The 18,437-nt window shown below is 73.7% G+C and carries 15 protein-coding genes; 3 read left to right on the forward strand and 12 right to left on the reverse strand.

Annotated elements, in window-relative coordinates; all coding sequences use genetic code 11:
* Window positions 1-4: 4 nt before the first annotated feature.
* The 8 genes from ACZ5T9_RS11590 to ACZ5T9_RS11625 all read right to left on the reverse strand — a co-directional run bounded on the left by ACZ5T9_RS11590 (window position 5) and on the right by ACZ5T9_RS11625 (window position 9,047).
* Window positions 5-2,263, reverse strand: coding sequence for an ABC transporter permease (locus tag ACZ5T9_RS11590; RefSeq protein ID WP_464833248.1), 2,259 nt, complete (start codon window positions 2,261-2,263; stop codon window positions 5-7).
* Complete coding sequence (locus tag ACZ5T9_RS11595) at window positions 2,260-3,429, reverse strand: ABC transporter ATP-binding protein (protein ID WP_464833249.1); 1,170 nt, start codon at window positions 3,427-3,429, stop codon at window positions 2,260-2,262. Before ACZ5T9_RS11595 ends, ACZ5T9_RS11590 begins: the two co-directional genes overlap by 4 nt.
* A 115-nt stretch (window positions 3,430-3,544) precedes the next feature.
* Window positions 3,545-4,072: a VanZ family protein gene (locus ACZ5T9_RS11600; RefSeq protein ID WP_464833250.1), complete on the reverse strand. Its 528-nt coding sequence runs from the start codon at window positions 4,070-4,072 to the stop codon at window positions 3,545-3,547.
* The gene (locus ACZ5T9_RS11605) at window positions 3,997-4,680 is read right to left on the reverse strand and encodes an ABC transporter ATP-binding protein (protein WP_464833251.1); all 684 of its coding nucleotides are present in this window, start codon (window positions 4,678-4,680) and stop codon (window positions 3,997-3,999) included. The genes ACZ5T9_RS11600 and ACZ5T9_RS11605 overlap by 76 nt, the downstream gene beginning before the upstream one ends.
* Before the next feature lie 31 nt (window positions 4,681-4,711).
* Window positions 4,712-6,043, reverse strand: a complete 1,332-nt coding sequence (locus ACZ5T9_RS11610) for a hypothetical protein (protein ID WP_464833253.1) — start codon at window positions 6,041-6,043, stop codon at window positions 4,712-4,714.
* Window positions 6,030-6,764 (reverse strand): RNA polymerase sigma factor, encoded by a 735-nt coding sequence (locus tag ACZ5T9_RS11615; RefSeq protein ID WP_464833254.1) that lies wholly within the window; start codon window positions 6,762-6,764, stop codon window positions 6,030-6,032. Before ACZ5T9_RS11615 ends, ACZ5T9_RS11610 begins: the two co-directional genes overlap by 14 nt.
* Window positions 6,765-7,212: 448 nt before the next feature.
* Window positions 7,213-7,683, reverse strand: a complete 471-nt coding sequence (locus ACZ5T9_RS11620; protein WP_460038476.1) for a DUF4260 family protein — start codon at window positions 7,681-7,683, stop codon at window positions 7,213-7,215.
* Window positions 7,684-7,904: 221 nt separating this feature from the next.
* A complete protein-coding gene (locus ACZ5T9_RS11625; protein WP_464833255.1) occupies window positions 7,905-9,047 on the reverse strand; it encodes an ROK family protein in 1,143 nt (380 codons plus the stop codon).
* A 164-nt stretch (window positions 9,048-9,211) separates the two neighbouring features.
* On the opposite strand from ACZ5T9_RS11625, the gene ACZ5T9_RS11630 reads away from it, so the two are divergent.
* A complete protein-coding gene (locus ACZ5T9_RS11630; protein ID WP_464833256.1) occupies window positions 9,212-10,186 on the forward strand; it encodes a lysylphosphatidylglycerol synthase transmembrane domain-containing protein in 975 nt (324 codons plus the stop codon).
* Window positions 10,187-10,254: 68 nt separating this feature from the next.
* On the opposite strand, the gene ACZ5T9_RS11635 is transcribed toward ACZ5T9_RS11630, so the two are convergent.
* Window positions 10,255-10,653: an HIT family protein gene (locus tag ACZ5T9_RS11635; protein WP_006904337.1), complete on the reverse strand. Its 399-nt coding sequence runs from the start codon at window positions 10,651-10,653 to the stop codon at window positions 10,255-10,257.
* 188 nt (window positions 10,654-10,841) lie between these two features.
* Between ACZ5T9_RS11635 and ACZ5T9_RS11640 the strand changes: the two genes are divergently transcribed.
* Window positions 10,842-11,405 (forward strand): MOSC domain-containing protein, encoded by a 564-nt coding sequence (locus ACZ5T9_RS11640; RefSeq protein ID WP_464833257.1) that lies wholly within the window; start codon window positions 10,842-10,844, stop codon window positions 11,403-11,405.
* Between the two features lie 346 nt (window positions 11,406-11,751).
* Here ACZ5T9_RS11640 and ACZ5T9_RS11645 read toward each other — a convergent pair whose 3' ends face one another.
* The 3 genes from ACZ5T9_RS11645 to ACZ5T9_RS11655 all read right to left on the reverse strand — a co-directional run bounded on the left by ACZ5T9_RS11645 (window position 11,752) and on the right by ACZ5T9_RS11655 (window position 15,873).
* Window positions 11,752-13,902 (reverse strand): MDR family MFS transporter, encoded by a 2,151-nt coding sequence (locus ACZ5T9_RS11645; protein WP_464833258.1) that lies wholly within the window; start codon window positions 13,900-13,902, stop codon window positions 11,752-11,754.
* Window positions 13,892-14,398: a MarR family winged helix-turn-helix transcriptional regulator gene (locus ACZ5T9_RS11650; protein WP_464833259.1), complete on the reverse strand. Its 507-nt coding sequence runs from the start codon at window positions 14,396-14,398 to the stop codon at window positions 13,892-13,894. The genes ACZ5T9_RS11645 and ACZ5T9_RS11650 overlap by 11 nt, the downstream gene beginning before the upstream one ends.
* A gap of 113 nt (window positions 14,399-14,511) precedes the next feature.
* The gene (locus ACZ5T9_RS11655; RefSeq protein ID WP_464833260.1) at window positions 14,512-15,873 is read right to left on the reverse strand and encodes a 5-formyltetrahydrofolate cyclo-ligase; all 1,362 of its coding nucleotides are present in this window, start codon (window positions 15,871-15,873) and stop codon (window positions 14,512-14,514) included.
* Window positions 15,874-16,321: 448 nt separating this feature from the next.
* On the opposite strand from ACZ5T9_RS11655, the gene ACZ5T9_RS11660 reads away from it, so the two are divergent.
* A complete protein-coding gene (locus ACZ5T9_RS11660; protein ID WP_006904342.1) occupies window positions 16,322-18,331 on the forward strand; it encodes a sodium-translocating pyrophosphatase in 2,010 nt (669 codons plus the stop codon).
* Window positions 18,332-18,437 lie beyond the last annotated feature (106 nt).

Consider the following 18,437-nt stretch of genomic DNA (forward strand, 5'->3'; position numbering starts at 1 on the left):
GCGCTCATCGCGTCATGACCTCCCTCAGGTCCGCGGCCGTCAGGGGCCGCTGGGCGGCCATCTCACGCAGTCGGCTCAACCGGGCCGTCACCTGAGAACGGGGGGTGCCGAGGAGCCAGCGCTGCACCTCTTCGTACCGCGGTCCGTCGGGCAGATTCTCACAGGGTCCCTGCGGCGGCGCCCCCCCGGCCCCCGGGGCGGTCGGCGCGTCGCCGCCGGGGGTCGGAAACGGCGGGCCTGCCGGCGTCCGACCTGAGGACGCACCCACCACATCGGCGAGAACGGCGAGCAAGCACCCCTCGGCGTCGCCTGCCACCTCCCGGCGTCCGTAGAGCACGGCTTGCGCCACCTGTTGCGGAACCAAGATGTTGGAGCCACGCTCGATGACCGTGCCGGTGTCCGGATCGAGGTGGACCCAATGGGCGTCGCCGCGACCAGGGGGCAGCGTGACCACCCGGGGTCGGACGGTCCGGCCGACCCAGCGGTAGGCCTCGACCAGGTCGCGGGCCCACCGCAGGGCATCGTCGCGGCTCCCCAAGTCCTCAGGGGAGTACCAGATTTCCGCGCTAGAGTCGTTCGCTTGCACCAGGTGCCCACCTACCAGTTCCAGGAAGGCCGTGGTGCCTCGCATCACGGTCACCGGTCCCCAGGGCCTCTCCACGGTCTGCAGATTCGACAGCACGGGATACCGACCCGCATGGCGAACCGTCACCTGGAACGATGCCCGCAAGCTCTCCGGGACGTACGGCGGCCGGGGCGCCGCGACGCCCGCCCACCGGATGGCGCCGGCGGAGGTCCTGTCCGGACCTTCGCCAAACCACCAGACCTCTTGACCGCCGCCGTCCGGATCAGCACGGGTGGCAAGGACCCGGGCCAAGGTCACCGCTCCCGGCAACGGGTACCAGCCATAGGACGGCGGCAGGCTGAGGCTGGCGGGCCCCACCTGGGCACCTCGCATGGGTGGCGGCGCGATGGTCATGCCCGCCGTCCGCACCGGCGGGTATTCGAAGGGCAACAACCACTGGTCGACCCGTCCCCGGTAGGACAGGGCGACCGTCGCCGCCCCGCGGGGTGGCAAGACCAGGTCTTGGATGCGGATGACATCGCCTTCCTGGGACCAGCGGACGGCATCGCCGCCCGGCGCCATCACCTGGAGCCGGGTCACGGTGAAGACGTGGCGAAGGGTGAGGACGGGATCTTCCACGGCCTCGCGGCCGCGGTTCTCCAGGCGGAGCCGGGCATGGACGACGACCTCCGGCGCCCGGCGGGCGTCGACGTCGAGTTCGTAGCGGCTGATGGCGAACGGGGGCGCCGGATCCGGCTCAGGACCAGCATAAAGGGAAGCAACCCCGTTCCGGGCGTAGTGCAGCAGCTCAGCACGGGCGGCGTCCGCCTGGGCATACAAGGTGGCGACGAAGCCTGCCGACGATGCCAGGGTGAGCAGCACAAGGGCGGCTGCGGTCATTCGCAAGCCCCATCGCACCCGTGTCTTGACCCAACGGCCCCGGCGGTAGGCCAGGGCCAGGGTCACCACCACGACCCCGGCCGCCGCCAGGTACAGCACCCGATGGGCGACAAACAGGGGCACGTCTTCGGCGAGGGCCGCCAACGCGACGTCCTGCCAATCCCCAGGGAGCATCCCCGAGCCGGTCCACTGTAGAAGCCACGCCACGGGGATGAAGGGTCTGACGAGAGATTGGAAGACATATGGTCCCACAAGGCCCGCCAGCCACGTGGCCAGGATCGCCGCGAACAGCGGCAGACCCCGCAAGCCCAGCCCCAACGCGCCGCCGAGGACACCGGCCCACAGCGCTCCCGAAACGATCCACAGCGTCAGCAGGCCCCACTCGGCGAGCACGTAACCCCATGGTAGTCCGGCCGACCGGGCCAGTATGGCCATCCGCACCGCCGGCGGCACCACCGCCCCCAGGGCCGCCAGCAGAGCCAGGGGTGCCGTCCCGGCGAACTTGCCCAGGACCAGGGCCGCCTTGTCCACCGGCCAGGACCACAGCACCGCGGCGCTGTCCTCATCCCGCTCGGGATCGGCCGCCAGCCCCGCCAGCACCATGACCCCCACCTGGAGGAAGGCGAGGAACTGGGCCGCCTGCTGGAGGACGCCGGCTCCGGTCTCCGCCACGGTCTGGGTCACGGTCACCAGGCCCGTGGCCAGGCCGCCGGCCGCGGCGGCCGGCAACCACCAGCTGCGCCGCACCTGGGTCCAGGTGAAGCGGGCCGCCGTCCGGAAGGAAGCGAGCCAGCTCACGGCCTGCCCCCCTTCCCATGGGAGGACGAACCAGTCCCGCGCCCTCCGGGGGCCCCGCCGGCGGCGTCGCCCCCCGCCGCCCCCGCCGATTCCTCCCTATCCGGCGCCTCCGGACCGGTCACCCGCTGCGGCGGTGGCGCCCCAGCCGGGTCCTTCCGATGCGCCGGCTCCGCCTCACCCACGGGCCACGGCCGGTACTCCCTGCCGGAGCTTCCCGTTCCCGGCCGCCCGGCCGCCAGGCCCCGCAGCAGGGCCACGTAGCCGTCTTCCACCCGGGGCTCCGCGGGACGGGCTCCCGGCGGCCGGTGCCAGGCCAGCACCCGCAGCAGGGCGGTGCCCCCCTCCCGGCGGGACGAGACCACCACGGCCCCTTGGGGCGCACTCCCTTCCACTTCCCAGACCAGGCCTGCGGCACAGGCGGCCAGGTCCTGGGGCGGTCCCAGCCAGCGCAGCCGCCCGCCAGCGATGACGGCCACCTCCTCGCAGGTGGCGGCGATGTCCTCCACCACATGGGTGGAGAAGATAACCAGCCGCTCGGGGCCCAGGCCGCCCAGCAGCTGGCGGAAGCGGACGCGCTCCTCGGGGTCGAGCCCCGCGGTGGGTTCGTCCAGCAGGATCAGGGAGGGATCCCCCAGGAGGGCCATGGCGATGCCAAGGCGCCGGCGCATGCCGCCCGAGAGGCGGCCGGCCCGGACATGGCGCACGTCCAGAAGTCCCACTTGCTCGAGCCGGTGCTCGATCTCCCGCCGGCGGGCGGCCGAGTCGGCGATCCCCTTGAAGATGGCGGCGAAGTCCAGGGTCTCGTAGACCGTCAGCTGGGGGAACCAGCCGCCTTCCTGCGGGAGATAGCCCAGGTGCTGGCGGACCGCGTGCTGGTCCCGGGGCAGGGTCCAGGGCCCGATGCGGACCTGCCCCCGGCTGGGTTCCACCAGGGTCGCCAGGATCCCCAGCAGGGTGCTCTTGCCGGCTCCGTTGGGCCCCAGAAGACCCAGCACGCCGGGTCCCCAGGCCAGGTTCACGTCGTCGAGGGCCACCTTCCGGCGGCCGTAGATCTTGCTGACGCCGGTCAGGTGCAGCCGCATGCCCGTTTCCTCTCCCGCGATAGCCGTGGCGGCCGCCGCGGGACCGCCCGGGCGCCGTGAGGCAGCGTGACGGCTCGCGTCCATCCTCCACCCTCCCCGCACCGTCTCTTCCACCCGGAGGGACGGGCGAGACGGCCGGGCGTTCCCCACAAGCAGCACGCCGGCCGGGAGGATCCGGCCGGCGTGCTTGCCCTGCCGCCTACCGAGGGCGCACTTGCCCTCTTGCCTTGCCCTCTTTGCCCTCTTGCACAGAATCTCGCGAACTTGCTTGTTGCGGACTTGCCCAGGCATGCTTGAACCCGAACCCGGCCGCCCGGGCGGCCCCGTAGCCGAGCAAGGCACCGACAACGTTAAGCAGCAGGTCGTCGACGTCCCAGGAACCGGTCCCCAGGAGGAACTCGGCCGTCTCCAGGACACCGCTGGCGATCAAGGCGCTGACGGCAACGTGCCGGGCCTGTGCCCGCCGCGGCCAGCACCAGGCCCAGAGGACTCCCCACGGCACGAAGAGCAGCACATTACCGGCCAGGTTTTGTATTGTCCCTGCTCCGGTTCCGGTTTTGCCCCACCGCTGCTGTTTCCGTTTTGCACCCGGGGCTCCGGCTGTCCCGGCCAGGCAACGGACGGCGTGCAGCCCCCATGGCGCAGCCCCGCTCACCGCCCCGGCAGGACCAGGCACTGGTCCGCCAGGTCGACCAGCCGCCCCTCGCTGTCGACCACCACCGCCCACACCGGCCGCCCGCCGGCGGCCGCCGCCCGGTATTCCTCCAAGGCGGCCCGCAACAGGATCACGCCGTCGTGGTCCAGGCCCCGGGCGGGTTCGTCCAGGATCCAGAGGGCCGGGCGCGCCAGCAGGCTCTGGGCCAGCAGCCAGCGGCGCCACCGGCCGCCCGAGAGCTCCTCCAGGCGCTGGCCGGCCGCACCGTCCAGGCCCCATCGCCGGAGGGCCGCGGCCACCGCCTTCCGTGGCTCGGGCACGGCCCGCAAGGCCGCCAGATAGGCCAGGGCGGCTGCCACCTTCATCCCCCGGACCACGCGGCCTTCCTGGGGCACGTAGCCGGTGCATCCCCGGACCGCGGCCAGGGCGCCGGGCCCTGCCCCGGGGAAGGAGACCGGCTCCCCGCCGGGAGCCGGCCAGGGGTAGTGCACCTGCCCCCGGCGAGGAACGGCCAGCGTCGCCAGCACCCGGAGCAACAGCGACTTGCCCGCCCCCGGCGGCCCCGTGACCAGCACCACCCCGGGAGCCAACACCGTGTCCGGGACCGCCACGGGCTGCCGGCCCGGCAGGACCAGCCCCTCCCACGCCAGGCGCTGCACCCCGGCCAGGGTCAGGGGCACGGGATCCATCCCCCCACGCCACGAGCCCCGTTCATGCGGCGACCTCCCCGGCACCCGCCTGCTTGGCCAGTCCCCACCCCAGCAGGGTCGCCAGAAGGAGCATGGCGACCTGCACGGCCACCGCCGGCACGGGGCCCGCGGCCAGCGGGTTCCAGGGACCAAGCCAGTGCCCCCCCAGGGTCACGGCCGTCCAAAGCCCGGCGGAGGCCAACATCGCGCCCAGGGTGCCCGCGCGCATGTGCCACCACAGGGCCCACGCCGCCGCCAGCCAGAGGGGCGCCAGCCGGGCCAGGATCACCCCCAACGTCCCGCCGGGGCTCCCGCCCGGCACACCGGCCGCCGCCCCCGCGGCCGACCACGCCAGCACGGTGTCTGGAGCGGGACCCCCGGGCGGCAGGCCCATGAACGCCTGCACCGCGGCCGGCTGGATCCACCCCGTCACCAGGAGGAACAGGGTCGCCAGCAGGCCCGCCACGCCGGCCCGCGCCAGCAGCCGGCTGGCCGCAGGGAAGGGCGACAGGGTCTCCAGATCTGCCCATAGCATCTGCCGCCGGGGCCAGACGGCCGCCAGGGCCACCAGGGTGCCCAGCCAGGGCGCCACCAGGGCCAGGCTGTCGGCGGAGAGCAGGATGAGGCGCCAGCCGTCCAGCACCGGCCGGCTTGCGGGACCCAGGGCTCCCGCCCCGTCGCCGGCCGCACGGAGCGCCGGGGTCCAGTCCGGCCAGAGCCCCCGGGCCGTCTCCACCGCCACCAGGTGCAGCAGAAGGCCGCCGGCCATCAAAAGCAGCTGCAGGGCGAGAAACGACAGGGGAAAGCAGCGGGCTTCCGCGGCCAGAAGCCTCAGCAGCGGCACCATACGAGGCCGCACCGTACCGGCCGGGATCAGGGCGTCCCGGTCCAGGGGCCCGCCGCCGGCCCGGGCCGGGACCGGGCCGGCGGGCAGCGCGGCAACGGGCTCGGGTTCCTCCTGCCCGCCCGCCGTCTCCAGCAAGGCCCGGGTCACCCGGGCGACCAGGTCCTGGGGAACGGGTTCGGGGCGGGCCCGCAGGGCCGCGAAGTCCGCCCACAGGGCCTTCACCTCCGCCGGGGAGAGGGGATCGTCCCCCTCCCGGCGGGCCCCTTCCGCCGCTTCCTGCCAGAGCATCTCCCAGGCCTGCGCCGCGCCCTGGGGAGCCGCCGTGGCCCCCGCGAGACGGGGGTCATCAGACCCTGCGGCCGGATCGTGGTCCGGAGCACCGGCCGGGGCCGCGGCGGAGGGGTTGGGCGCAGCAGGCCGTTCTTCCCCAGCCGGTGCGGGCCGATTCGCCGCCGGGGGCTCCCGCCGCTCGCCCTTGCGGCGAGCCGCCGCGTCAGGGCTCGTCATCGCGCGTCACCTCCCCCTGGCCGCCCGCCGGTTCCAACTCCCGGTCCAGCTCTTCAAGTGCCTGGCGCAGGCTCTTCAGCGCCCGGTGCAGGCGGGACTTGACGGTCCCTTCGGCCACGCCGAGAATGGCCGCCACCTCGGCCACCGGGCGTTCCTCCAGGATCCGCAGGACCACCACCTGCCGCCAGGGTTCCGGCAGGGTGCCAAGGGCCGCCCGCAGCCTCTCGGCCCGGGCCGCGTGGCCGGCGCGCCAGGCCACCACCTCCGCCGGATCGCAGCCGGGGTCGTCCACCGCGGCCCCGTCAGGGGAAGATCCGGCGTGCCAGGGCGGCGGTCCCTCGGGCAAGGCGGCCGCCAGGGCCACCCGCCGGCGGTAGGCGCTGCGGGCGTCGTCCCGCAGCCGGTTCGTCAGGATGGTGTAGAGCCAGGGGCCCAGGCGGGCGGGCATGGTCCCGGCGCGGAAGCTGCCCAGCGCCCGCACCAGGGTGTCCTGCACCAGGTCCTGGGCGGCTTCGGGATCCGCTCCCAGCCGGAGGGCATAGCGGTACAGGCGGGGTGCCCAGTGCTCGGCCAGCCGCTGCAGGGCGGCCGGATCGCCCGCCCGCAGGCCGGCCTCCCAGGAGGCATCCACCTCCGGCTCGCGGAAAGGCGTCCGGGAGGGGGAACCCGCGCCGGCAAGAGCCCCGGCGTCTCGGATCCCAGGGTCCAAGGTCACCCCCATGACGGCCCGTCCGGGAAGCCCGCCCGCCCGTGCGGCGGGGGCTTGGAGCCGGCCGCCATCCCCTTCCCCGGCCCCGAGCCCTGCGCCGTCAGGGCAGCGGGCGACTGCCGAGTGGCTGCGGGTTCCGGGTTGCCGCGGGGAACGGCGGGATCCCAGGCTGCGCAGCCGCCAGGGGATGTCCGCAGCATAGCCGCCGCCGTCCAACGTTGCGATCCTCCTCCCCCACCCGCCGGCCGCCCCCAATCCCCAGTTCAGCGCCGCCAGCCTGGCGAAGGGCGGCGTGCCGGCCAGGCATGGGGTCCCATCTCGTCAAACAAGACGAACCACCCCCGGCCGGGTTCCCGCCGGGGGACCGGCCAGAGGGGCAGCCAGATGGCCTGCGCCCTTGGCGGGTGCGCCGCAGGCGCAGGCGGGAATGCGCCCCATCCTTGAGCTGCGCCCCGTTCTCTCACCAGCGCGGCCGGAGGGGCGCCTCTTCCAGCTGCAGGTGGGTCGACCGCAGGTAGGGGTACAGCTTCAGCCCCCGGCCCAGGGCCCGGTTCAGCCCGATGTAGGCCAGCCAGCCCAGCAGGGGCAGGTAGACCCGGCCCGCCAGCCACCACCCCCCAAGGCCCAGGAGCAGCGGCAGCACCGTGCTGTGGACGGCGTTGTACAGGAGGAACCAGCGGCGCGGGACCAGCGGTTCGGGCGCCTGGCCCGCCGGGCGCCGGCGGCCACGGGCTCCCTGGGCCGGGGCGGGGCCCTGCACCCCATCCCGCTCCAGGCGCCGTGCCGCCCTGCGGAAGGGAATCCCACCGATCAGCCCGGGCAGGGCGAAGAACACAGCAAAGGTCGCCCAGCCGCCGCCGGCGGCCGCATAGGCCGCCACCGCCGCCACGGCCAGCAGCAACCCCTCCAGCCGCAGCCACCACTGGGCCACGGTTTCCCCCTCCCCTCCGCCACCCTCGTACAAGCCGCAACCGGCTCCGGAAGGCCAGGCCGCGGGCCGGACCGTCCGCGGGGCGGGCGGCCGGCAAAGCCGCGGGCTCCCCCCGCAGGCGCCGCTCCGGGCTTGCTTCATCCGGCGCGTCATTCGGCCGGCCAGCGGACGTCCAGGCGGCACCCTGCGGATGCGGACCACGGGCCGCCGGTGCAGGGCGGTCAGCGCCGGGGCGCCGGTTCGTCCAGCAGGTCCCAGGCCAGCAGTGCCGCCCCCACCAGTCCCGCGTCCTTGCCCAGGGCCGCGGGTACCAGGGTAACCGCCGCCAGGTTGGCCGGCAGGGCCCGGCGGCGCATCTCGGCCTCCATGGTCGGCGCCAGCAACGGGTAGCGGGCCATCACCCCGCCCCCCAGCACCAGGCGGTCGGGGTTGAACAGGTTGACCGCGCTGGCCAGCCCGATCCCCAGCAGCCGGGCGTATTCCTCCGCCACCGCCCGGGCCCGCTCGTCCCCCGCGGTCGCCGCGTCCAGCAGCTCGCGGGCGGTCCAGCGGCCGCCCGGCCGGCCCGGCGGGGGGCCGAGGCGCTCGGTGGCGAGCCGCCCCAGGGCGGGCCCGGCGGCCACGGCCTCCCAGCAGCCCCGGTTGCCGCAGCCGCACGACGGCCCGTCGGGGTCGACGGTGGTATGGCCGATCTCCACCCCGTTGCCGTTGACGCCGCTGAACAGCCGCCCGCCGATCACCAGGCCGCCGCCGATGCCCGTGCCGACGGTGACGTACACCATGACCTCCGCCCCGCGGCCGGCACCCAGCCGGGCTTCGGCCAGGGCCGCGGCGTTGGCGTCGTTGTTGACGGCCACGGGCAAGCCGAGGCGTGCGGCCAGCTGGTCCCGCAGGGCGAACCCGTTCCACCCGGGCAGGTTGGGCGTGCCCGCGAACCGGCCTTCGGGCAGCACCAGGGGACCGGGCGCGCCCACCCCCACCGCCTGCGGCCGGCGGCCGGCCTCTTCCGCCAGGTCCCGGACGGCTGCAGCGATGCGGTCCATGGCCGCCGCGGGGCCGGAGGGCGCGTCCGTGGGGAGCGTCCGGCTGGCCAGCACCCTGCCCTGGCGGTCGACCAGGCCGGCCGCGATCTTGGTGCCCCCCAGGTCGATCCCCGCCACCACGGGCTCCTCGCCCGGCCGGGCGGGGGGCGGGGAGGCTGCGGGGGCCGCGCCGTCCTGGGCGGGCCGGGCGGCGCCCCTGGGGACGCCGGCGGGCCAGGCGCCACCCCTGTCGTTGCCGGCGGTGCCGGCGGCACCGACACCGGCACCGCCCCGCGCGTCCGATCCAGAACGGTAAATGTAAATATGGAACGTTCCCGTCATCGATCGCGCCTCGCAAACCGGATGGGATCACGCACCCCGATGGGTTCCGCCCTAGAGTTCACCGGGTGGCGCCGGCGGTCCTCTTGGAACCCGTAGCCTCCCGGTCCCTCTGGCGCCCGCCCGTTCCCCTGGCACCCCGTCATCCGTAGTACAATGCGGTTGTCATGACCCCCATGCGCGTTCCCGCCCTCCGCTCCACCGCCCGGCCCGGGCCCGCCGCCCGCTACGGGCTCCTGGCCCTGCGCTTGGCCTTGCTGGCCGGGCTGGTGGCCGTGGCGGCGCGGGTGATACGGCCCGCCGACCTGGCCACGCTGGGCCGGTTCCTCCGGGACGAACCGGCCCCGGCCCTGGCAGCCGTGGCCGCGTACGCCGCCGCCTTTGCCCTGCGGGCCTGGGCATGGCAGGTGCTCCTGCCGCCGGGGGGCCGCCGGCCGCCCTTCTTGCTGCTCTGGCGCCTCACCCTGGCGGCCAACCTGGTCAACCACCTGGCGCCGGGCAAGCTGGGCGAGGTCGCCCGCATCGCCCTGGCGGCGCGAGCCGGCCTGCCCCGGGCGGAAGCCCTGGTGTCGGTGGTGCAGGCGCGGGCCGTGGACACGGCCGCCTTGCTGGCGGTGGCGGCCGCCGCCCTGTTCCTGTCGCCCGCCCAGGCGGCCGCCGTGCCGGCGGTGGCCCTGGGTCTCGCCGTCCCCGTGGGGCTGGCGGCGGGAGCCCGCCTGTCGCCGCGCCTGGCCCGGCGCTGGCCCCGCCTGGCACCGGTGGCCGGCGCCCTGGCCGCCGTCTCCGGGCGCCGGCTGGCCCTGGCGTGGCTGCTCTCGGCCCTCAGCTGGCCCCTGGAGGCGGGGATCCTGGTGGTGGTGGCCCGGGGGCTTGGCGCGCCCCTGGACCCGGCCGCCGCCCTCACCGCCACCCTGGTGGCGGTGGCCGGCCAGGTCCTGGCCATCACCCCGGGCGGCCTGGGCACCTACGAAGCGAACATGATCCTGGCGCTCCAGCTCTACGCGGTGGAACCCGCCGCCGCCTTCCGCATCGCCCTGGCCACCCACCTGGCCAAGTACCTCTTCGCCTTCGCCGCCGGGCTGGAGCCCGCCTGGCGGCTGGCGGGAGGCCCGATACGCCTGCTGGGCCGGTTGCGGGAGTGACGGGACAGGGACGCAAACTCGAGATACGTTTTGCGGATTCGTGAATGCGTCCTTGCGTGAGGACTTCGTCAATGCGGCCCGGTGTGATGCCGCCGGTTATCCTCGCTCTTCAGCCAGTACCGGATTCCCTTGCCGGCCAGGGGCTCGTCCCGAAAGCGCGGGATCACATGCAGGTGAGCATGCATGATGTGCTGCCCGGCGGTGGGACCGCAATTCCACCCAAGGTTGTACCCATCGGGACGGCATTGCTCGTCGAGCAGCCGCTTCACGTCCTGTAGCAACGAAAAAGTGGCCGCCCACTCCTCCTCGGTCAAGTCCAAGACCGTCTCCCGGTGCTGCTTCGGGACGATCACGCCAGACCCGATCAGAACCTTTTGCGGCTTTTGCAGGAAGAGACAATGCTCGTTCTGCAGCACGACCCGTTGTTCCGGGTCAATGGCCAGGTGACAAAACGGGCACCGTTCCACGCAGATCCTCCTCGTCCCCGCCGCTTCGTCTTCGTCGCCCAATGACCGCCGTCGCCGGCGTCGCCGCCGCGGGTTGAGGCTGCTGGGCAGGAGTGGTACAAGTACAGGCATCAACGGACAGCGCCTTGACCGGCGCCCTACCGCCCATAACGCCATTCTGACATGCCCTCCGGATGGGAGGAAACACCGTGGCCGTCGTGCTGACCACCCGCGTTGAGGCCGTACTAGGAGCCTGGGATGCCGGAACCTTCGTGACACAGCGGGTTGAGGCGGTGGAAGTGGATTTCGGCGGCATCCCCGGTGACCGCCACCACGGCCTGACCCGCCCGGCGGGGAGCCGGGAGCCCATGTACCCGCGGGGCACCCCCATCCGCAACCGGCGCCAGCTCAGCGCCGTGTCGGTGGAGGAGTGCGCCGCCATCGCCGACGGCCTCGGGCTGGATACCGTCCTGCCCGAGTGGCTGGGCGCCAACCTGCTGCTGGAGGGTCTGCCGGAGCTGACCCGCCTGCCGGCGGGAGCCCGGCTGCTCTTTCCCGGCGGCGCGGGACTGGTCTGCGAGGGCGAGAACCGCCCCTGCCGCCATCCCGGCGAGGTGCTGGCCGCCCTGCACCCCCTCCACCCCGAGCGGGAGGCCTTGCCTGTGCGGTTCGTCCAGGTGGCGCGGGGACGGCGGGGCATCGTCCTCTCGGTGGAGCGGCCGGGCCGCATCGCCCAAGGAGACCGGGTGCGCATCTGGCTGCCGCGCAGCTAGGGCACCGTCGCGACGATCACCGCACAAGACCGCAGCGGAATCCAACCGTTACCTGAAACATCGTCATCTGTTTCAGGCAGCCGATCCTTGCGGATCGGCGGTACCGGTCTCACCCGGCCGTGCGCCGGTGCCGGCTGCCCGCTTCCTCCGGGATTGCCTGCCCTGCGGCAGGTCTTCCATCCCGTCCATCGGTTCTCTACCCCGGCATCTTCAGACAACGCGGCTTTAAGACAACCCGCGGGCGCGGGCGAGCAGGCCTGCAGGCGGGATGCCCGCCCTCGGCCCCATGCCGACGGTCGCCGGCTCCGTCTGAACCCGGCGGCCCGCCGTCACTGCCGGGCGGCCGTCACTGCCGGGCCGGCGCCGGCACCGCCTCCGCCTGGGCGTAGCTTCGCTTCAGCTCCTCATCCGGCAGGAAGAACAGGCAGAAGAGCCCCATCACCGCCATGGCCGCCGTGTAGAGGTACACCTGGCTCAGGGCCTCGGTGACGGCTTGGTTGAAGGCGTTGCGGAAGGTGGCCACCGCCTGGTCCACCTGCTGCTCCATGGCCCGGCGGGCCTGGGCGATGGCCTGTTCTTCCGCCCGGGCTGCCATGGCGTCCACCTGGGCATCCAGGGCCTTTTGGGCCGCCGCCAGGGCCGCCTGGCGGCGCGCCGGCTCGGCCGGCGGGTGCTCCACCAGCTGGCGCAGGGAAGCGGGCAGCGCCGGGTTGGCCAGCAGGGCCTGCCGGGCCTGCTCGTCCCCCTGGAGAGCCGCCGCCAGGGCCGCCTTGAGGCCCGCCACCTGCTGGCGCACCTGGGCGCGCACGCCGCCCTCGGGCAGCTTTTCCTTGAGCGCCGCGGGCACCCGCGGGTCGGCCTGCAGCCGCGCGTAGGCCTGTTCGTCCCCGCGCAGCGCCTTCTCCACGTCGGCCAGCACCGCCTCGAACCCCTGGCGCACCCGGGCCGCCAGGTCCGTCCCGCCCGCCATGCCCTCGGCGGGCATCTGGATCGACTGGGTCGCCGCCTGGTAGGCTGGCGGCAGGTGCCGGATCATCCCGTCGTGAAGGGCGCCGCTGAGCACCGTGCCGAGCAAGGCCACGGCCACCGTGGACCCCACCTGGCGGAAGAACTGGGTCGCGCTGCTGGCGGTGCCGAGGCGCTCTCTGGAGACGCTGTTCTGCACGGCCATGCCGTAGAGGGGCATGGACGGGCCGAAGACGAAGCCCAGGAGGACCATCAGCACCAGCACCTGCCAGAGGGGCGTGTCGACCCGCAGCACCTCGTGGAAGACCAGGAACAGCGCCACCGAGCCCACCGAACTCACCAGCAGCATGGGCTTGTAGCGCCCGTACCGGGTGGCCAGTTGGCCTGCCAGCAGGCTGCCGGCCATGGTGCCGAAGGTCAGGGGCGTCAGGGCCAGGCCCGAGTTGGAGGCCGAAAAACCCTTGACCTGCACCAGGTAGAGGGGCAGGAACATCACGCTGCCCAGGAAGGTGCCGCCGAAGAAGAGCAGGGCCAGCACCGACCAGCGGAAGGTGGGGTTGGCGAACAGGGTCAGGTCGAACAGCGGCTGCGGGCTGCGCCGCTCGACGGCGATGAACAGGCCGAGACCCACCGCCGCCAGCGCCAGGAGCCCGACGATGACCGGCGAGCTCCACGGGTAGGTCGAACCGCCCCAGGCACAGGCCAGGATCAGCGGCACCGTCCACAGGGCCATGGTCACCGCGCCCGGCAGGTCGAAGGCCGACCGCCGCACGGGCGGCAGCAGCGGCATGTGCCGCAGCAGGAAGTAGAGGGCCACGACGCCGACGGGCATGTTGACGTAGAAGACCCAGCGCCAGTTGATGTGGTCGGTCAGAAGGCCGCCCACCCAGGGACCGATCACGCTGGACAGGCCGAACACCGCGGCGAAGACGCCCTGGACCCGGCCGCGCTCCCGGGGCGGGTAGAGCAGGCCGACGGTGGTGATGGACGTGGCGAAGAGGCCCCCGCCGCCGATGCCCTGGAAGGCGCGGAAGGCGATCAGGGCGTCCATGCTGGGCGAGAGGCCGCACAGGGCCGACCCGGCCAGGAACAGGCTGGCCGCCGTGGTGAACACCCACTTGCCCGGCAGGAGCTCGTTGAGGCGGCCGAAGACGGGCAGGGCCACCACGGTGGCCAGCAGGTAGGCCGTGGCCACCCAGGCGTAGCGGTCCAGGCCGTGGAGTTCCTCCACCACCCGGGGCATGGCCGTGGCCACGATAGTCTGGTCCAGCGCGCCCAGGAACATGGACAGCAGCACGCCGATCATCGCCAGGCGCCGCTCGCCCGGACGGTAGCCGGTCGGCGCCGTGCCGGCCTCACCCGCCCCTCCGGCCTGACCCGCCCCTCCGGCCGCGGGGCCGGCCCACCCGCTGGCACCAGGCGCTGGGGCCGTTTCCGCGCCGCGGGACGCCGCCGTGGACGGCGACTCCGCTCCCGACCGGCCGGGGTCGCCCGCCCCGGGCTGGCCGCGGGCTACGGTCTCACGGGTCATGGGTTTCCGTTCCTTCACCGGGCACCGCTCCTTCGCGTTCCGCCGATCCTCCCGGGAGATCCTCGTGCAGGCGCGCCAGCAGCCGGGCCAGCAGATCCCGTTCCTCGGGGGCCAGGCTCTCCAGCCGCCGGTTGACGGCCTCTTCCAGGCAGGCGCGGGCCGCCCGCAGGGCCTCCTGCCCCTCCGGGGTCAGGGCCAGCCGGTAGCGCCGCAGGTCCTGGGGATCGACCTGGCGCCTCACCCAGCCCTCGGCCTCCAGGCGCCGCAGGATGTGGCTGGCGGTCGGAGCCGGCACGCCCATGGCCGAGGCAACGCCGGAGGGCGTGCCGCAGCGCCGCACCATGGCCAGGGCGAAGGGCGCCATGCGGAAGAGGCCGTGCCGCTCCAGGCAGGGCGTGGCCTCCCGCAGGACGACCTGCTGCAGGCGCCAGATGTGCTGAAGGATCTCCCAGCCGTTCATCATGGGGATCGTAGGCGGGGCGAGGTTCCTTGTCAAGCGAAATATTTTCGCAATGAAACAAGCCGGCACGTCATTGTGGCCGGGCACGGCCCGCCGGCACCCCCAGCCACCACCCGCGGCACCGCAGCGACCGCCCGCCGGCCCCCCTGCTACCGCCCGCCGCCCGCCCCGCCGGCCAGCCAGGACCGGGCCTCCCGCAAGAGCCGCAGCCGCTCGGCATAGGGCACCGTGCTGCGGCCCGACGGGTTGGGCGCGGCGAACTCGGCCACCCCGGGCACCGTCTGGCGCGGCTGCAGGCCCCATTCCACGGGCGCCGTGCGGGCCAGCCCGGCGTAGGCCCGGTAGACCTGCTTGCCCAGGAGGATCACCAGCCGCGGCCGGAAGCGGGCCACCTTCTCCCGCAGGGCGGCACCGCCCGCGCGGAGTTCGTCCCAGGTCAAATCGGCCTCCCCCCGGGTGGCCCGGGGCACCACGTTGGTCACCCCCAGCCCCCACCGGGGCAGCAGCCCGTCCTCTTCAGGCCGCAGGACCCGCGGCACGAAGCCCGCCTCGTGCAGCAGGCGCCAGAACAGGTTGTTGGGCCCGGCGAAGTGGTGGCCGGCGATGGCGCTGGCCCGCCCCGGGTTGAGCCCGACGAACACGGCCCCAAGCCCCGGCGCCAGCACGTCGGGGACCTGCATGCGTTCCCATCGGAGCGCCCGCAGCTCCCGCAGCACGGGCATGGCCTCCAGATCCTCGGGGGTCACCGCCTCCCAGCGGATGCCCCGCGGCTTGGGGTAGGGGGTGCGGGTGAAGATCACCTCGTCGGGGGTGACGATGATGTCCACCGAAAGGTCGTGGGGCGCCACGGGCAGCCGCTCCACAATCTGCAGGGGGTGGACCGTGGTCACCACGGGCAGTTCGGGATGCCCGAGCTCCCGCAGGAGGGCATACTCGTAGTCGGCATAGCCCTCCCCCTTCCCCGCCCGGGCCCCGTCCCGGGTGACGGCCACGGCGCCGGCCACCACCAGATCGATGGGCGCCGCCTCCGGCGTCATCTCGTCCAGGGTGACGAACCGGCCGTACTCCGCAGCCCTGCCCAGCTGGGCCGCGCGCCGCTCCTCGCCGCGGGGGACGTCTTCGGGCCGGATGCGCAGGAAGGCCCCGCGGAGGCGCGGCGTGGGCATGTACACGGTCTTGCCGTCGGCCAGGGCCATGGCCCGGACGGGCAGCTGGGGCGTGTCGGGGTTGACCTTCAGGGCCCGGGCGCGGCGGTAGACGTCCAGCTCCCGCAGCCGGGCCGCCGCCCGCTCGGCGCCTTTGAAGTTGGGGATGCGGCCTTCGATGGGAAAGGGGAAGCGGGCAGCACCGGCCTCCCGCAGCCGCCGGTACACCTCTTGACGGGCCGCTGCCTTGGCGGCGCCGGTCTCGCCGGCAGAGCCGGCCTCGCTGGCGGGTTCGATCTCCCGGGGGTGCCCGGCGCCCGCCGGCGCCCTGCCGCCGCCCTTGCCCTCCCCGGCCGCCGGCTCCAAGGCCCTCTCCCTCCATGCGCCATCTTTCGTCACAAGCTTCACCCGCGCTGGTCCGATCCTGGCCCGCTGAGCGGCGCAGGCCCGTCCCGGGCCCGGGACCTGGAGGTCAGGGCCTCGGATGGGGTCGGTCCCGCCGGGCAGGGTTCCACCCCGGCCCAGGGCCCTCACCGGCTCGCCGCACCTCGGACGACCGTCGCCGTCCGGCCGCCGTCCGCCGTCGCCGGCGCCGCGTGCGCGGGACCGGGCTGCGGATGCCAGGCCGGCGGCGCGGTCGCCAGGGCCGCGGGTCCTCCGCTTGGCCCGGGCCGGCGGCGGCAGGATATGCCTTCACGTGACTTTTGCTGCAAGGACTGGTCCCGTTCCTCCAACACTTTTATCATGTTCATCGGACCGTCAGCATTTGTCGGGGAAAGAAAGGAGGGACCCGCCTCACAGCGGGGCAAAGCACATGAACAGCTTGCTCTGGATCCCGCTGGCCGGGAGCCTGCTGTCACTCCTCACCGGACTCGTCTTTGCCAACCGCATCGTCCGGCTGCCGGTGGATCACCCCGCCGTGGTCGACATCGGCAGCCACATCCAGGCGGGGGCGACGGCGTACCTGAACCGCCAGTACCGCACCCTGGCCGTGGTGGCCGCGGTGCTGTTCATCATCCTGGCGGCCGCGCCAGGGATGGGCCTGACGACGGCCGTCTGGTTCCTCGCGGGTGCCGTCCTGTCAGCAGCGGCGGGTTACATCGGGATGAACGTGGCCGTGCGGGCCAACATGCGCACGGCCATGGCGGCGCGCCAGGGGCTGGCGGCCGCCTTCCGCGTGGCCCTGCAGGGCGGGGCCGTCACCGGCCTGATGGTGGTCGGTCTCGGCCTGCTGGGTGTGACGGCGCTGGTGTGGCTCACCGGCGCCCAGAACAACTCGGCGCTGGTGGGCTTCGGCTTCGGCGCCAGCCTGATCTCGGTCTTCGCCCGCCTGGGCGGCGGCATCTACACCAAGGCGGCCGACGTGGGCGCCGACCTGGTGGGCAAGGTGGAGGCCGGCATCCCTGAGGACGACCCGCGCAACCCCGCGGTCATCGCCGACAACGTGGGCGACAACGTGGGCGACGACGCCGGCATGGCGGCGGACCTGTTCGAGACCTACGCCGTCACGGCGGTCGCGGCCATCCTCCTGGGCCTGCTGACCCCGGAGTTCGCCGGCGATTCCCGGTTCGTCTTCTTCCCGCTGCTGGTGGGCGCCGTGGGCATCGTGAGCTCCATCGCCGGCGTGCTGGCGACCCCGCCGGCCAAGCCGGGGGGCATCATGCGGGCCCTCTACCAGGGCGCCCTGGCCAGCGGCATCATCGGCACCATCGGCTTCTTCGCGGTGACCCGATGGCTCGGCCTGGACATGAGCCTGTTCTATGCCTCCCTGATCGGCCTCGGCGTCACCGTGGCGATGATCATCATCACCGAGTACTACACCTCGGCCAACTACCGGCCGGTGCAGAACATCGCCCACGCCTCCCAGACCGGCCACGCGACCAACATCATCGCCGGCCTGGCCGTGGGCATGCGCTCCACGGCGGTACCGGCCCTGGTCATCGCCGTGGCCATCCTGCTGGCCTACAACCTGGCCGGGCTCTACGGCGTGGCCATCGCGGCCATGGCGATGCTGTCCCTGACGGGCATCATCGTCACCATGGACGCCTACGGCCCCATCACCGACAACGCCGGCGGCCTGGCGGAGATGGCCGACCTGGAAGACTCCGTCCGGGAGGTCACCGACCAGCTGGACGCCGTGGGCAACACCACCAAGGCGGTGACCAAGGGCTACGCCATCGGTTCGGCGGGACTGGCCGCCCTGGTGCTCTTCGCCTCCTACGTGGAAGAACTCGGCAAGGCCGGCGCCCAGGCCCTGACCTTCGACCTGGGCGATCCCTACGTGCTGGCCGGCCTCTTGATTGGCGGCGTGCTGCCCTTCCTCTTCGCCTCCATGAGCATGGAGGCCGTGGGCCGGGCAGCCTTCGACGTGGTGGAGGAGGTGCGGCGCCAGTTCCGCGAGATCCCGGGCATCATGGAGCGCAAGGCGAAGCCCGACTACGGCCGGGCGGTGGACATCGTCACCCGGGCGGCCCTGCGCGAGATGGTGGTGCCCGGCCTGATCCCCGTGCTGGGTCCCGTGGTGGTGGGCCTGGCCCTGGGTCCCAAGGCGCTGGGCGGCCTGATCGTGGGCTCGATCATCACGGGCCTGTTCATCGCCATCCAGATGACCAACGGCGGCGGCTCGTGGGACAACGCCAAGAAGTACATCGAGATGGGCCACTACGGCGGCAAGGGCACCGAGGCCCACGCGGCGGCGGTGACCGGCGACACCGTGGGCGACCCGTACAAGGACACGGCGGGGCCGGCCATCAACCCGATGATCAAGATCATCAACATCGTGGCCCTGCTGATCGCGCCCATCGTCGCGTCGCTGTGGCTGTAGGACGCAGCAGCCGCTGGCCCCCTGGCCCCGCCCCGGGGCCAAGCCTCGGGGCGGGGCCAGGGGCCGCGGCTCGGGGCCGGGCTCAACGGGCCCGCGCCGGGAGCCA

Source organism: Thermaerobacter nagasakiensis, from assembly GCF_055396825.1.